17 protein-coding genes are annotated in these 15,548 nt (G+C 36.6%); 13 read left to right on the forward strand and 4 right to left on the reverse strand.

Annotated elements, in window-relative coordinates; all coding sequences use genetic code 11:
* Positions 1–98 precede the first annotated feature (98 nt).
* Genes ACPT8Q_RS08900 through ccmA form a run of 3 tightly spaced genes read right to left on the reverse strand, consistent with a single transcriptional unit; the run spans position 99 to position 2,204 of the window.
* Positions 99–836, reverse strand: coding sequence for a heme ABC transporter permease (locus ACPT8Q_RS08900; RefSeq protein ID WP_044330604.1), 738 nt, complete (start codon positions 834–836; stop codon positions 99–101).
* Between the two features lie 59 nt (positions 837–895).
* Positions 896–1,561 (reverse strand): heme exporter protein CcmB, encoded by a 666-nt coding sequence (gene ccmB / locus ACPT8Q_RS08905; protein ID WP_042599623.1) that lies wholly within the window; start codon positions 1,559–1,561, stop codon positions 896–898.
* A gap of 4 nt (positions 1,562–1,565) precedes the next feature.
* Positions 1,566–2,204, reverse strand: a complete 639-nt coding sequence (ccmA, locus tag ACPT8Q_RS08910) for a cytochrome c biogenesis heme-transporting ATPase CcmA (protein ID WP_005647692.1) — start codon at positions 2,202–2,204, stop codon at positions 1,566–1,568.
* Between the two features lie 248 nt (positions 2,205–2,452).
* Between ccmA and sodA the strand changes: the two genes are divergently transcribed.
* The 12 genes from sodA to pnuC all read left to right on the forward strand — a co-directional run bounded on the left by sodA (position 2,453) and on the right by pnuC (position 11,543).
* Positions 2,453–3,100, forward strand: coding sequence for a superoxide dismutase [Mn] (gene sodA, locus ACPT8Q_RS08915; protein ID WP_050948585.1), 648 nt, complete (start codon positions 2,453–2,455; stop codon positions 3,098–3,100).
* Positions 3,101–3,514: 414 nt separating this feature from the next.
* Positions 3,515–4,309: a phospholipid ABC transporter ATP-binding protein MlaF gene (mlaF, locus tag ACPT8Q_RS08920; protein WP_044330614.1), complete on the forward strand. Its 795-nt coding sequence runs from the start codon at positions 3,515–3,517 to the stop codon at positions 4,307–4,309.
* A complete protein-coding gene (gene mlaE / locus ACPT8Q_RS08925; RefSeq protein WP_050948586.1) occupies positions 4,306–5,091 on the forward strand; it encodes a lipid asymmetry maintenance ABC transporter permease subunit MlaE in 786 nt (261 codons plus the stop codon). Before mlaF ends, mlaE begins: the two co-directional genes overlap by 4 nt.
* Before the next feature lie 10 nt (positions 5,092–5,101).
* Complete coding sequence (mlaD, locus tag ACPT8Q_RS08930; protein WP_005656074.1) at positions 5,102–5,602, forward strand: outer membrane lipid asymmetry maintenance protein MlaD; 501 nt, start codon at positions 5,102–5,104, stop codon at positions 5,600–5,602.
* A 32-nt stretch (positions 5,603–5,634) separates the two neighbouring features.
* A complete protein-coding gene (gene mlaC, locus ACPT8Q_RS08935) occupies positions 5,635–6,279 on the forward strand; it encodes a phospholipid-binding protein MlaC (protein ID WP_021034910.1) in 645 nt (214 codons plus the stop codon).
* Between the two features lie 10 nt (positions 6,280–6,289).
* Positions 6,290–6,607 carry an STAS domain-containing protein gene (locus ACPT8Q_RS08940; RefSeq protein WP_005686374.1) on the forward strand — a complete coding sequence of 106 codons (318 nt, stop codon included), beginning with the start codon at positions 6,290–6,292 and terminating at the stop codon, positions 6,605–6,607.
* Between the two features lie 20 nt (positions 6,608–6,627).
* The gene (locus ACPT8Q_RS08945; protein WP_005686372.1) at positions 6,628–6,885 is read left to right on the forward strand and encodes a BolA family protein; all 258 of its coding nucleotides are present in this window, start codon (positions 6,628–6,630) and stop codon (positions 6,883–6,885) included.
* Between the two features lie 10 nt (positions 6,886–6,895).
* Positions 6,896–8,161: a UDP-N-acetylglucosamine 1-carboxyvinyltransferase gene (gene murA, locus ACPT8Q_RS08950; RefSeq protein WP_050948587.1), complete on the forward strand. Its 1,266-nt coding sequence runs from the start codon at positions 6,896–6,898 to the stop codon at positions 8,159–8,161.
* 275 nt (positions 8,162–8,436) lie between these two features.
* Positions 8,437–9,210: an amino acid ABC transporter substrate-binding protein gene (locus tag ACPT8Q_RS08955; RefSeq protein ID WP_044345866.1), complete on the forward strand. Its 774-nt coding sequence runs from the start codon at positions 8,437–8,439 to the stop codon at positions 9,208–9,210.
* The gene (locus ACPT8Q_RS08960; RefSeq protein WP_005633396.1) at positions 9,194–9,910 is read left to right on the forward strand and encodes an amino acid ABC transporter permease; all 717 of its coding nucleotides are present in this window, start codon (positions 9,194–9,196) and stop codon (positions 9,908–9,910) included. The genes ACPT8Q_RS08955 and ACPT8Q_RS08960 overlap by 17 nt, the downstream gene beginning before the upstream one ends.
* A 9-nt stretch (positions 9,911–9,919) precedes the next feature.
* Entirely contained in the window at positions 9,920–10,687 is a 768-nt protein-coding gene (locus ACPT8Q_RS08965) for an amino acid ABC transporter ATP-binding protein (RefSeq protein ID WP_005647711.1), read from the forward strand.
* Between the two features lie 175 nt (positions 10,688–10,862).
* Positions 10,863–11,543 carry a nicotinamide riboside transporter PnuC gene (pnuC, locus tag ACPT8Q_RS08970; RefSeq protein ID WP_050948588.1) on the forward strand — a complete coding sequence of 227 codons (681 nt, stop codon included), beginning with the start codon at positions 10,863–10,865 and terminating at the stop codon, positions 11,541–11,543.
* Positions 11,544–11,689: 146 nt separating this feature from the next.
* Here the strand turns inward: pnuC and pyrG are convergent, their stop codons facing one another.
* On the reverse strand, positions 11,690–13,327 hold the full coding sequence (gene pyrG / locus ACPT8Q_RS08975; RefSeq protein ID WP_050948589.1) for a glutamine hydrolyzing CTP synthase: 1,638 nt from the start codon (positions 13,325–13,327) through the stop codon (positions 11,690–11,692).
* 651 nt (positions 13,328–13,978) lie between these two features.
* Here pyrG and ACPT8Q_RS08980 point away from each other — a divergent pair.
* Complete coding sequence (locus ACPT8Q_RS08980) at positions 13,979–15,544, forward strand: cytochrome ubiquinol oxidase subunit I (protein ID WP_005669872.1); 1,566 nt, start codon at positions 13,979–13,981, stop codon at positions 15,542–15,544.
* The last annotated feature ends 4 nt before the right edge of the window (positions 15,545–15,548 follow it).

Consider the following 15,548-nt stretch of genomic DNA (forward strand, 5'->3'; position numbering starts at 1 on the left):
ACCCTAGGTTAGTAAAAGTGCTACCCTTTTAGGGTAAATTCAACTTTCCCCAAAGGGGAATCATTTTATATTAACCGTGGGTATACCTACCCACGGAATTAGATACCCTTCGCAAGTGCTTTAACCCAAGGACGTTTCGCATCTTCTTTCAATAATTCCACGCGATAACGCACTAAAGTAAGCCAAATATACAAGGTTAAAAAACCGAAGATACACAAAATTAATGGAACCAACATTGGAATTGCAATGGATGGTTTTTCCAGTTTAGTGATACTCGCACCTTGATGTAACGTGTTCCACCATTCCACCGAAAAATGAATAATCGGTAAAATCACGACCGTTGTAATGCATAAAATCCCCGCTGCTTTTGCCCCTACATTACGATCTGAAAAAGCAGAATAAAGCGCTAAGATACCAAGATAAAGAAAGAATAAAATTAATTCTGCAGTTAAGCGAGCATCCCACACCCACCAAGTACCCCACATTGGTTTCCCCCAAATTGCCCCCGTAACAAGCGATAAGAAAGTAAACAATGCACCAATTGGCGCCATTGCAATCATTGCGAGATGAGCTTGCTTAATTTGCCACACAAGGGCAACCACAGCTGCAATCGCCATTGAACCGTACACGCCCATTGACCAAATCGCTGTCGGCACATGCACATACATAATTCGGAAACTATTGCCCTGTTGGTAATCAGCTGGGGCGAATGCTAACCCCCATACAATGCCGATACCGAGTAAAATAAGCGTTAAAAATGCAAATAGCGGACTCAATTTACCGCAGATACGATATTGAGTTTCGGGTTTTGCATAAGGATGTAGCCACTTCCACATAAAAAAATCCTTAAAAATTAAAGAGAAAAACCACCGCACTTTTATACGATGAAATAAAATTAATTATCTAAACTAATTCGCAGTGCCGCCGCGATGGCAAAAGGCGAAAGTGTTACTGCGCCAACCATCATTGCACCTAAAATCGCCAGTTGCCCCCCATAAGGCACATTTAATCCTGCTGCTTCTAATATTGATGAAGCAAAAATTAAAACGGGAATAAATAATGGAACAACAAGCAAACTCAACAACACCCCCCCTTTTCGCAACCCCACTGTTAAAGCCACGCCAATTGCACCGATACAGCTCAATACAGGGGTGCCAAGCAACAATGTCAAAACTAATGCCCACCAAATATTCACTTCAAGAGAAAGTAACAAAGCTGCAATAGGCGATAATAAAATAAGCGGTAAACCTGTGAGCAACCAATGTGCAACCACTTTAGCCAGAGCCGTCATCGGCAAAGGCTGTGCGGTTAGCATTAATTGTTCGAGAGAACCATCAATAAAATCATCACGGAATAAACGTTCAAAAGAAAGCAATGCTGAAAGTAATGCGGCTACCCATGCGATACCCGGTGCGATACGGGAAAGTAATTTAGGATCTGGCCCAATAACCAACGGGAACAAAGTAATCACAAGCAAAAAGAACCACAGCGGATTTAAAATTTCCGCATTTTTACGCATCGCAATTTGAAGTTCGCGTTTAATTATTTCTAGAAAAATCATTAAGTTATTCCGCTTTATAAGCTGCTAGATTCAATTTTTGCAGATGAGAACTTGGCACTTCTTGATGGCTGGTCAGTAACACAATACCACCTCGTTGAGCGTGCTTATCAAAAAGTGCGGTTAAAATTTCCACGCCTTTTTTATCAATCGCAGTAAAGGGTTCATCTAAAATCCATAAAGGAGCTTGAGAAAGCCATAAGCGACCTAAGGCGATACGTTTTTGTTGCCCAGCAGAAAGTTGTGCGGCAGGCAAATCTTCACGACCTAGCAATCCCACTTTCTCAAGCAAATCCCACAACATATCGGTGTTTTGTTCCGCTTGGCTAATTCGTTGATAAAACTGCAAATTTTCCCACGCGGTTAATTCTGGTTTAACACCAGAAAGATGACCTAAATAAAGCAAATTCTGATGATATTGTTCACGTTGTTTAGAAATCGCTTCAGAATCCCACCGCACTTCGCCTTCCAAAGGTTGCGCTAAACCCGCAAGAATACGTAACAAACTTGTTTTACCTATGCCGTTATGCCCTTCAATTTGTACAAAATCACCGCTATTAACATCGCAAGTCAAAGCACGAAAAAGTACGTGCTCACCACGTTGGCAGGATAAATTTTGCAGAGATAACTTGTGTTGCTCAAACATAATTACAGAGGGAAAATAGAAAGTGGCAGTATTCTAATATTTGATGAAATTTTCGCAACTCAAACACATAACTCTTTAGAAGTAGATCGATAGGTTTATTGATTTAAAACAAAATTTAATAAATTCACTGATTAAAAAAAGAAAAACATTTAATGATCTAAATCAATTTTTTTGCTATTATTTGCTCAATTTTGGTTATAGACCAAAACCTCAACGAAATCTGTTTTTAACAATAGAAGGAATACATTATGTCTTACACTCTCCCTGAATTAGGCTATGCCTACAATGCGTTAGAACCACATTTTGATGCGCAAACAATGGAAATCCATCATAGTAAACACCACCAAGCTTACGTAAACAATGCAAATGCTGCATTAGAAGGTTTACCCACTGAATTAGTAGAAATGTGTCCGGGTCATTTAATTTCTAACCTTGATAAGATTCCTGCAGAAAAACGTAGTGCATTACGTAATAATGCGGGTGGTCACACAAACCACAGTTTATTTTGGAAAAGTTTGAAAAAAGGCACTACTTTACAAGGCGCATTAAAAGATGCGATTGAACGCGATATCGGTTCTGTAGATGCATTTAAAGCAGAATTTGAAAAAGCAGCAGCAACTCGTTTTGGTTCTGGTTGGGCGTGGTTAGTATTAACTGCTGAAGGTAAATTAGCCGTAGTATCAACAGCAAACCAAGATAACCCATTAATGGGTAAAGAAGTGGCAGGTTGTGAAGGTTTCCCACTTTTAGGTTTAGATGTTTGGGAACACGCTTACTACTTAAAATTCCAAAACCGTCGTCCAGACTACATTAAAGAATTCTGGAACGTGGTAAACTGGGATTTCGTTGCAGAACGTTTTGAACAAAAAATAGCACACTGCAATTGCGCAAAATAATAAACATAGAAAAGCCTAGCAAAAGCGAGGTTTTTCTACTTTCCTCTCTATAACTTTCCTCTCTATAACTTTTCTCTTGCAATCTTTTTTATCAAATCTGTATCTTTTACAGGCTTATTATTTATAAGCATTTATCAATGTTTATTTTCCATAAACAAAGTATTATTAAAATTCAATAAATAATGAAGAAATGTAAAGCTTCTTTAGTGAGGTCAAAAAGAATGTTACTATTGCAAAAATTTTAAGCTATAAAAAATAGAAATAAAATTTATCACTATTTTTATGACCACATCAAAGCTAAACCAAAGAGATGTGTTGCTATAAATAACAAAACTTAATTTTTAAATTAAACAAATCTAACTTTTTCAGGTCATATAAAACTGATTGAACTTTTTATTTATAAACGAGATATTAATGAATCAAAATTTAATTGAAGTTAAGAATCTCACCTTTAAACGCGGTGATCGCGTGATTTACGATAACCTGAATTTGCAAGTAAAAAAGGGAAAAATCACTGCGATTATGGGGCCGTCGGGGATTGGAAAAACCACCTTACTTAAATTGATCGGTGGGCAACTAATGCCAGAACAAGGTGAAATTTTGTTTGATGGGCAAGATATTTGTCGTCTATCTAATCGTGAATTGTACGAAGTACGCAAGCGGATGGGGATGTTATTCCAATCAGGTGCGCTTTTTACAGATATTTCTACTTTTGATAATGTCGCCTTTCCAATTCGTGAACATACGCATTTGCCTGAAAATTTAATTCGCCAAATTGTGTTGATGAAATTGGAGGCAGTTGGGTTGCGAGGTGCTGCCGCATTAATGCCTTCAGAACTTTCTGGAGGTATGGCTCGTCGAGCTGCATTAGCACGAGCTATTGCACTTGACCCTGATTTAATTATGTTTGATGAGCCATTTACTGGGCAAGATCCAATCAGTATGGGCGTAATTTTGAGCCTGATTAAACGATTAAATGAAGCGTTAAATTTGACTTCTATCGTGGTGTCGCACGATGTGGAGGAAGTATTGAGTATTGCAGATTATGCCTATATTATTGCAGACCAAAAAGTCATCGCAGAAGGAACATCTGAGCAGCTTTTACAAAGCCAAGATCCGCGAGTAGTGCAATTCTTAAAAGGTGAATCTGATGGTCCTGTGCGCTTTAAGTACCCGGCGCAAGATTATGTGAAGGAATTGTTTGAATGATCATCAATTTTATTTCTGCTTTTGGAAAACAGGTGATCGACTTTTTCCGTGCCTTAGGGCGAGCAGGCTTTATGTTATTTGGCGCATTGATCGGCAAGCCACAAATTCGCAAGCATTTTCCTTTGCTTGTGAAGCAAATGCATGTTTTAGGTGTCCAATCGTTACTCATTATTTTGTTGTCCGGTTTATTTATTGGAATGGTATTAGGGCTACAAGGTTATGTCGTGTTAGTCGATTTTTCTGCTGAAACAAGTTTGGGACAGCTTGTAGCACTTTCTCTTTTACGAGAATTAGGTCCTGTTGTTACCGCACTTTTATTTGCTGGTCGAGCGGGGTCTGCATTAACGGCTGAAATAGGATTAATGAAAGCTACTGAACAACTGTCTAGTCTTGAAATGATGGCTGTTGATCCTTTACGTCGAGTGATTGCACCTCGTTTTTGGGCAGGAGTTATTTCCATGCCAATTTTGTCAATCTTGTTTATCGCGATTGGTATTTGGGGCGGTTCCTTAGTTGGTGTGGATTGGAAAGGTGTTGATTCAGGCAGCTTTTGGTCTGTTATGCAAAATTCCGTGAGTTGGAGCTATGATATTTTAAATGGCTTTATTAAAGCGGTTTTCTTTGCTGTAGCCGTAACTTGGATTGCGCTTTTTAATGGTTATGATTGTATGCCAACATCAGAAGGTATCAGTCAAGCTACAACACGAACAGTTGTGCACGCTTCACTTGTTGTTCTAGGATTAGATTTTATTTTGACTGCTATTATGTTTGGTGCAGGTTAAGGATTTTTTTATGAGACAAACAATTAAATATGAATTTTGGGTCGGATTATTTTTATTACTTGGTATTGGTGCCTTAGTTTTTTTAGGTTTACGCGTAGCTAATGTACAAGGTTTTGCTGAGACGAAATCTTATACCGTGACGGCAATTTTTAATAATATTGGCGGACTTAAAGTGCGCGCACCACTAAAAATTGGAGGCGTAGTAATTGGGCGTGTGAGTGCTATTACGCTTGATGAAAAAAGCTATTTGCCAAAAGTAAGTATTGCGATTAATCAAGAATATAATGAAATCCCAGAAAACAGTTCTTTATCAATTAAAACATCAGGTTTATTAGGTGAGCAATATATTGCCTTGACAATAGGTTTTGATGATGGAGATACAGCAATGCTTAAAAATGGTAGCCAAATTCAAGACACTACATCAGCTATGGTATTGGAAGATTTAATTGGGCAATTCTTATACGGAAGTAAAAAATCAGACGGCAATGAAAAATCAGAATCCGCAGAATAATAGGTTAAATTTTATAAATTAGGAGATTGATAATGAACCTTACTCAACTAAAAAAATGGTTTACTATTTTAACTTTCGTATTAACCGCACTTTTGGTTACACGAACAGCTATTGCAGAAACAAGTCCTTATGTTTTAATGCAGCAAGCGGCAGATAAACTATTTTCTGATATACAAGCTAATCAAAGTAAAATTAAACAAGATCCAAATTATTTACGTACTATTGTTCGTAATGATTTATTGCCTTATGTAAACTTAGAATATGCAGGTTCTAAAGTATTAGGTTCATACTACAAATCAACCTCTGCAGAACAACGCAAAAAATTTTTCAAAACTTTTGGCGAATTGATTGAGCAAAAGTATGCACAAGCATTAACAAATTATTCTAATCAAAAAATTCAAATTGAATCAGAAAAAGAATTAGGCGATAACAATTTTGTAAATATTCGCGTAAGTATTATTCAAACTAATGGCGTTGCTCCGATCCTATTAGATTTTAAATGGCGTAAAGGCAATAAAAGTGGGGAATGGAAAGCCTACGATATGGCAGCAGCAGGCGTAAGTATGCTGGAAGATACGATAAAAAATTGGGTTGGTATTTTAAACAAACAAGGTATTGATACATTAATCACAAAGATGCAGCAATCTGCCTCACAACCTATAATTTTCAATCAATAAATGAATAACTATGCTAAATTGGGATTTGCAAAAAAATAATGATAAAATAACGCTCTTTTTGTTTGGGGAACTATCTCGCAGCACGTTGTTACCAATGTGGCAGCAACGTGGCGTTTTTTTGTCAGCAAGTACACTTGATAAAACTATTGTTGAATGGAATTTGTCTGATCTTCAGCATATTGATTCTGCTGGTTTTGCAGCTCTTTGTGATTTTTTACGAGAGTGTCAAAAGCTTAATAAAACAGTGCGATTAGTTTATCCACCAAAACAATTATTAACCCTAGCAGATCTCTTTGGTTTATCTGATTGGATCGCAAATTTTACATAGCTTAACTAACCGGAAATCCGATGGAACTTCAAAAAATTGAACAAATTTTAAAAGACACACTAAATATTGCAGAAGTCTATGCACAAGGTGAAAATGCACATTTTGGTGTGATTGTTGTGAGTGATGAAATCGCTGCACTATCTCGTGTAAAACAACAACAAACGATTTATGCCCCTTTAATGCCTTATTTTAGTACTGGTGAAATTCACGCTCTAACCATCAAAACTTATACCGTAGAAAAATGGAAACGCGATCGTGCATTAAACCAGTTTAATTAAGGATTTAAAAATGGATAAATTTCGTGTTTATGGACAATCTCGTTTAAGTGGAAGTGTGAATATTTCAGGCGCAAAAAACGCCGCACTTCCAATTCTTTTTGCGGCTATTTTAGCGACAGAACCTGTTAAATTGACAAATGTTCCCGAACTTAAAGATATTGAAACTACTTTGAAAATTTTGCGTCAATTAGGCGTGGTTGTAGATCGTGATGCAACTGGTGCAGTTTTATTAGATGCCTCTAATATCAATCATTTCACTGCACCTTATGAATTGGTTAAAACTATGCGAGCTTCAATTTGGGCATTGGCACCTTTAGTCGCTCGTTTCCATCAAGGTCAAGTATCATTACCTGGAGGTTGTTCTATTGGGGCTAGACCTGTTGATCTCCATATTAGCGGTTTAGAAAAATTAGGTGCAGATATTGTTCTTGAAGAAGGATATGTAAAAGCACAAGTATCGGATCGTTTTGTGGGAACTCGTATTGTAATAGAAAAAGTAAGTGTAGGCGCCACTTTATCTATTATGATGGCAGCAACCCTTGCGAAAGGTACGACTGTTATTGAAAACGCCGCTCGTGAGCCTGAAATTGTTGATACCGCCGATTTCCTTAATAAAATGGGTGCGAAAATAACAGGTGCAGGTTCTGTTCACATCACGATTGAAGGTGTTGAACATTTAACTGGTTGTGAACATAGTGTTGTGCCAGATCGTATTGAAACGGGAACATTCTTAATTGCTGCAGCCATTTCAGGCGGTCGTGTTGTTTGTCAAAATACTAAGGCTGATACTTTAGATGCAGTAATTGATAAACTCCGTGAAGCTGGTGCGCAAGTTGATGTAACTGAAAATAGCATTACTTTAGATATGCTTGGTAATCGCCCTAAAGCAGTCAATATTCGTACCGCCCCACATCCGGGGTTCCCAACTGATATGCAAGCTCAGTTTACCTTATTAAATATGGTGGCAGAAGGTACAAGCATTATTACTGAAACGATTTTTGAAAATCGTTTTATGCATATTCCTGAATTAATTCGTATGGGGGGTAAAGCTGAAATTGAAGGGAATACAGCAGTATGTCACGGGGTTGAACAATTGTCTGGCACAGAAGTGATGGCGACAGATTTACGCGCTTCAATCAGTTTAGTGCTTGCAGGCTGTATCGCAACGGGAGAAACCATTGTAGAGCGTATTTATCATATCGATCGTGGTTATGAACATATCGAAGATAAATTACGTGGTCTAGGTGCGAAAATTGAACGTTTTTCTGAAGCATAATTAAGTATAGTTACTCGTTATATTCTTTCTATTTACAGCTATAGTACTTCGTCAAATTTCTATAAATGCCTTTCTTTATAAAGGCATTTTTGCGTTAATTGTAAAAATATAAGTCATTACGTTGTATAGATGCAAAATAATTTTCAAAAAGTGCGGTTAATTATTTTCTAGTTTTTAGAACAAAAGTTTATAAACTATAAATAAATAGTATTTTTTTTTCATAAATTTGGTTTTTATAATCGCATCTATCCAAAACACAACATAAGGAATAAAAAATGAAAAAATTACTTTTTACTACCGCACTTTTAACTGGAGTTATTGCTTTCTCAACTTTTTCTCAGGCAGGCGAAATTGCCGATCGTGTTGAAAAAACTAAAACTTTATTAGTCGGAACAGAAGGGACTTATGCACCATTTACTTTCCATGATAAAAGTGGAAAATTAACAGGTTTTGATGTAGAGGTTATTCGTAAAGTTGCTGAAAAGCTCGGTTTGAAAGTGGAATTTAAAGAAACACAATGGGATGCAATGTATGCGGGGTTAAATGCAAAACGTTTTGATGTGATAGCAAACCAAACTAACCCAAGCCCAGAGCGTTTAAAAAAATACAGTTTCACAACGCCTTATAATTATTCTGGTGGGGTGATTGTAACAAAATCATCGGATAACAGTATTAAATCATTTGAAGATTTGAAAGGTCGTAAATCTGCACAATCTGCAACAAGTAACTGGGGTAAAGATGCAAAAGCTGCAGGCGCGCAGATTCTTGTAGTGGATGGTTTAGCACAGAGCTTAGAGCTTATTAAACAAGGCCGTGCAGAAGCAACAATTAATGATAAATTGGCTGTATTAGATTATTTTAAACAACACCCAAATTCTGGTTTAAAAATTGCTTATGATCGTGGGGATAAAACTCCGACTGCCTTTGCTTTTTTACAAGGTGAAGATGCATTGATTACAAAATTTAATCAAGTACTTGAAGCACTTCGCCAAGATGGTACATTAAAACAGATTTCAATTGAATGGTTTGGTTATGATATTACTCAATAATTGGTTGGCGAGTCTTCCATTTATGAGTGCAGAACGAGCTGATTATGTAATCAGCTCGTTTTGGCCTATGTTGGAAGCAGCAATTTTATACACATTGCCATTGGCAGTCATTTCTTTCTTCTGTGGTTTGCTTATTGCAGTGATTGTTGCAGTTATTCGTACTTTGCCTAGTCCTAATTTACCCTTAAAATTGTTACAGGCTTTATGTCGAGTGTATATCTCTATAATTCGAGGTACACCGATGTTAGTACAAATTTTTATTATTTTTTATGGATTACCTGAAGTCGGTATTACTTTAGAGCCTTTTCCGACAGCGATTATTGCATTTTCTATTAATATTGGTGCTTATGCAGCAGAGACAGTTCGAGCTTCAATTATTGCTATACCTAAAGGGCAGTGGGAGGCCTCTTATGCGATAGGTATGAATTATCGACAAGCATTTATTCGTACAATTATGCCACAGGCTTTACGTATTTCAGTACCATCGCTTTCTAATACTTTTATTAGTACAGTGAAAGACACTTCATTAGCTTCTCTTGTTTTAGTGACAGAATTATTCCGTGTCGCACAGAATATTACGGCAGCAAACTATGAATTTATTTTGATTTATAGTGAGGCAGCTTTGATTTATTGGATTTTCTGTTTTGTTTTATCTTTCTTACAAGATCGTCTTGAAATTCGCTTATCTCGCCATTTATAAGGAATGTCTATGTTAAAAGTAAGTAATATTCAGAAAAATTTTAATGGCAATCATGTGTTAAAAGGCATTGATTTTGAAATTAATAAAGGTGAAGTGGTAGCAATTTTAGGTCCTTCTGGTTCTGGAAAAACCACCTTTTTACGTTGTTTAAACTTGCTTGAACGACCAGAGCAAGGCATTTTGGAATTTACTGATGGCAGTCTAAAAATTGATTTTAGCCAGAAAATTAGTAAAGCAGATGAATTGAAGTTACGCCGGCGTTCGTCAATGGTCTTTCAGCAATACAATTTATTCCCTCATCGTTCTGCCCTTGAAAATGTTATGGAGGGAATGGTTGTTGTGCAAAAACAAGATAAAGCTCAAGCTCGTGAAAAAGCACTTAGTTTGCTAGAAAAAGTAGGGCTTAAAAATAAAGCGGATTTATTTCCATCCCAACTTTCTGGCGGTCAGCAACAGCGAGTGGGGATTGCTCGAGCCCTTGCGGTAAAACCTGATATTATTTTATTAGATGAACCTACATCGGCATTAGATCCTGAATTGGTGGGCGAAGTGTTACAAACACTAAAAATGCTCGCCCAAGAAGGCTGGACAATGATTATTGTTACTCACGAAATGCAGTTTGCGAAAGATGTCGCGGATCGTGTGATTTTAATGGCGGATGGATATATTGTAGAACAAAATACAGCAGATAAATTCTTCACTTGCCCACAACACGAGCGCACTAAACAGTTCTTGTTACAAGCAAAAATACCACTTGAGCTTGATTATTATATTTAAAGTGCGGTCAATTTTTAGAGCGTTTTTTGAAACAAACTCAATAATGGATAATGTAGGCTTTAATTAAAACGTGATGGATTTCACAACTTTAGAATTAAATGCTTCTACACCTTTACATTACCAATTCACTATGCAAGAATGCTCACGTTAAAATTTAAGTCAATAGGAGTAAATAATGACTTTGGCAGCACGTTTAAAACAAGAATTTGTTTCTGGTTGGAAACCTTTTGAGGTGGTTTGGCTTGTGCTTTTTATCATTGCGCAAATTTGGGCTTATGTACAAACACCTGATTCTTGGTTAGCAATGATTTCTGGTATTTCGGGTATTTTGTGTGTGGTATTGGTAAGTAAAGGTAAAATTAGTAATTATTTCTTTGGATTGATTTTTGCCTATACTTATTTTTATGTTGCTTGGGGATCGAATTTCTTAGGCGAAATGAACACCGTACTTTACGTATATTTGCCATCTCAATTTATTGGTTACTTTATGTGGAAAGCCAATATGCAAAATAGCGATGGTGGAGAAAGCGTGATTGCAAAAGCGTTAACTGTTAAAGGATGGATGACATTAATTGTTGTGACTACGGTTGGTACTTTGCTTTTTGTTCAAGCATTACAAGCTGCTGGTGGTAGTTCAACTGGTTTAGATGGACTGACTACAATTATTACGGTTGCTGCACAGATTTTAATGATTTTGCGTTATCGTGAACAATGGCTGTTATGGATTGGATTAAATGTTCTTTCTATTTTCCTTTGGGCAGAAACACCAGCCATCTACTTAATGTATTCAGCTTACTTACTTAACTCGTTATATGGTTATTATAACTGGACGAAATTAGTTAAGCGTACTAACTAAAAATATAAAAACAGTAAATAGCTTATAAAAAATCCCCGTTAAATGATGAATTTAACGGGGATTTTTTTACTTCAACAACATCAATTTATATCATAACCAATAAAAACATTTCATTTTTTTACCGCACTTATATGCAGAACCAAGAATTACTTCACAGATTTTTTGTGATTTTCATAGGCTGCTTTTACAAAGCCTGCAAACAACGGATGGCCATCACGAGGCGTAGAAGTAAATTCTGGATGGAACTGACAAGCGACAAACCAAGGATGATTTGGCACTTCGATAATTTCTACCAATTTTTTATCTGCAGATAATCCAGTTACTTTCAATCCTGCTTTTTCAATTTGTGGAAGTAAGATATTATTTACTTCATAGCGATGACGATGACGTTCTTCAATGGTTTCTTTGCCATAAAGCTCACGAGCGCGACTACCTGACACCAAATGACATTGTTGTGCGCCTAAACGCATTGTTCCACCAAGATCAGATTCATCGGTACGCACTTCTGTATTTCCATCCGCATCTTGCCATTCCGTGATTAATGCAACCACGGGTTGTTCACAATCTTTATCAAATTCAGATGAATTGGCTTTAGTTAAACCCGCTACATTGCGTGCATATTCAATCAATGCGATCTGCATACCTAAGCAAATGCCCAAATAAGGAATTTTGTTTTCTCGTGCATATTGTGCGGTACGAATTTTACCTTCCACACCACGATAACCGAATCCACCAGGAACAAGAATACCATCAATGCCTTTTAATACTTCAACACCTTTGGTTTCAACATCTTGGGAATCAATGTATTTAATGTTTACACTTAAACGGTTCGTTAAACCTGCATGTTTTAAGGCTTCATTTACCGATTTATAGGCATCGGGTAATTCAGTGTATTTACCTACCATTCCAATGGTCACTTCTCCCACTGGATTGGCTTGCTTATAAAGCACTTGCTCCCATTCAGAAAGATCTGCTTCTGGGCAAGTTAAACGAAAACGATCACAGACGAAATCATCTAAACCTTGAGATTTTAATAATGCGGGGATTTGATAAATCGAATTTACATCTTTTAATGAAATCACCGCACGCTCTTGTACGTTACAGAATAAAGCAATTTTTGCACGTTCATTTGCTGGAATCATGCGATCTGAACGGCAAATCAACACATCAGGTTGAATACCAATAGAAAGTAATTCTTTTACAGAATGTTGGGTTGGTTTAGTTTTTACTTCACCCGCCGTTGGAATGTAAGGCACTAAGGTTAAGTGCATAAATAACGTATGTTCACGACCAACTTGAACAGCTAATTGACGTAATGCTTCTAAGAATGGAAGTGATTCAATATCCCCAACAGTGCCGCCCACTTCAACAATCACAACGTCATGACCTTGAGCACCAGCAATAACGCGATCTTTAATTTCATTAGTAATGTGTGGAATCACTTGAATTGTTGCACCAAGATAATCGCCGCGACGCTCTTTACGTAATACTTCAGAATAAATTTTACCTGTAGTGAAGTTATTACGTTTAGTCATTTTAGTACGGATAAAACGCTCATAGTGACCTAAGTCTAAATCTGTTTCTGCGCCATCTTGAGTGACGAAAACTTCCCCATGTTGGGTTGGACTCATCGTACCGGGATCCACATTAATATATGGATCTAATTTCATAATGGTTACGTTTAAACCACGCGCCTCTAAAATTGCCGCCAATGATGCTGCCGCAATGCCTTTACCTAACGATGAAACCACACCGCCAGTGACGAAAATATAATTTGTAGCCATAGGGAACCTAATCTGTATTGGGATATAAATGATTATAGCTAATCATCTTACAGACAAAATCGACCAAAAGTGCGGTCAAAAATCGAAGATAATTAGCTATCAAAGACGGGACGGTAGTCTACCTTATTTGGTTAATAAACTCAATGCTAGTTTTAGCTTAATCCTTTTTATCATTGGAAATGATTAACAATCACATTACAAATGTTGAATGATAAATTAAGTACTAAATGCCACTACATACTATTCGAGTCGTTAAAAACATCAAGAAATGATGTTGGTTGAGACAAATATTAAAATATGCTCTTACACAATGAAATTAATCATCTTTAAAACAAAAATTATTGCAAAAATGTCAATTTGATCTAAGTCAATTAAATGAAATATAACAAATAAGCCATATTTTTGTATTTATATCAAAAATGTGATCTATATAGCATTTTTTACTATTTTTTATCCTTATGTTTAGTAGTAGAATAGCCGCCAATTTGGATTATCTCTATAATAACTGGTGTTTTTTTAACCTTTAAAAATAATTATGTAGATAAGTCAATTTAAACTTAGCTGATTGGAGTTGAGTAATTAGGGATTATTTAAGGCATCGCCTTGTTAATCATTGTTGGAACTAATGTTGTTTATACAAAGGAGTTGAGAATGTTAGACGTTGTTGATCTTTCTCGCTTGCAGTTTGCTTTAACTGCGTTGTATCACTTCATTTTCGTGCCGCTAACATTGGGTTTATCCTTTATTCTTGTAATTATGGAAACTATTTATGTGGCGACAGGTAAAGAAGTTTATAAAGATATGACAAAATTTTGGGGAAAGTTATTTGGTATTAACTTTGCCCTTGGGGTGACCACCGGTATTATTATGGAATTCCAATTTGGTACTAACTGGTCTTATTATTCTCATTACGTAGGGGATATTTTTGGTGCGCCACTTGCTATTGAAGCGTTACTTGCCTTCTTCTTAGAATCCACTTTTGTGGGGTTATTTTTCTTCGGTTGGGATCGTTTATCAAAAGGAAAACACTTATTAGCAACTTATTGTGTGGCTTTCGGTTCTAATTTATCTGCTATGTGGATTTTGGTTGCAAATGGCTGGATGCAAGCACCAACAGGTTCAGAATTTAATTTTGAAACTGTACGTATGGAAATGACTAACTTCTTAGATCTTTGGTTAAACCCTGTTGCACAAAGTAAATTCTTACATACTCTTTCTGCAGGTTATGTGACAGGCGCATTTTTTGTTTTAGCCATTAGCTCATACTTTTTACTAAAAGGCCGTGATTTTGAATTTGCAAAACGTTCTTTCTCCGTAGCTGCTACTTTTGGATTTATCGCCTCTATTTCAGTGCTAATTCTTGGTGATGAATCTGGTTATGATATTGGTAAAGCACAACCAGTAAAATTAGCCGCAATGGAAGCTGAATTTGAAACTCACGCAGCACCTGCTCCATTCCTTCCAGTAGCAATTCCAAATACGGCTGAAATGAAAAATGATTTTGCGATTGAAATTCCTTATCTTGGCGGTGTAATAGCAACTCGTTCAATTGATAAAGAAATTATAGGTCTAAAAGATCTTCAAGCATTAAATGAAACTCGTGTACGTAGTGGTATCCGTGCTTATGAATTATTTACTCAACTACGCGCTGAGAAAAAAGCAAATGGTCAAGTAAATGAAGAAACCAAAGCACAATTTAATGAAGTTAAAAAAGATCTTGGTTTCGGTTTATTATTAAAACGCTATACAAACAATGTTGTTGATGCGACAGAAGAACAAATTAAACAAGCCGCTCGTGATACTATTCCAAATGTAGGCCCTAATTTTTGGGCATTTCGTGCAATGATTGCAGCTGGTGGTTTAATTGCTTTACTTACATTCGGCGCATTTGTTCAAAATTTACGTAATAAAGTCACTCAAATTCCATTATTGTTAAAAGTTCTTTTATGGGGATTGCCATTACCTTGGATTGCCATTGAGTGCGGTTGGTTCTTAGCAGAATATGGTCGTCAGCCTTGGGCTATTTACGAGATCTTACCTGTTGGCGTATCCGCTTCTAATTTAAGTACAGGCGATTTATGGTTCTCTATTGGTTTAATTTGTGTGCTTTATCTTGCGTTCATTATTGTTGAGATGTATTTGATGTTTAAATATGCGCGTTTGGGTCCAAGTGCGTTAAAAACCGGCAAATACTACTTTGAACAATCAGCTAAATAAGTAG

It is taken from the genome of Haemophilus sp. HN_Hi10, assembly GCF_049821985.1.
Classification (GTDB): Bacteria; Pseudomonadota; Gammaproteobacteria; order Enterobacterales; family Pasteurellaceae; genus Haemophilus; species Haemophilus influenzae_D.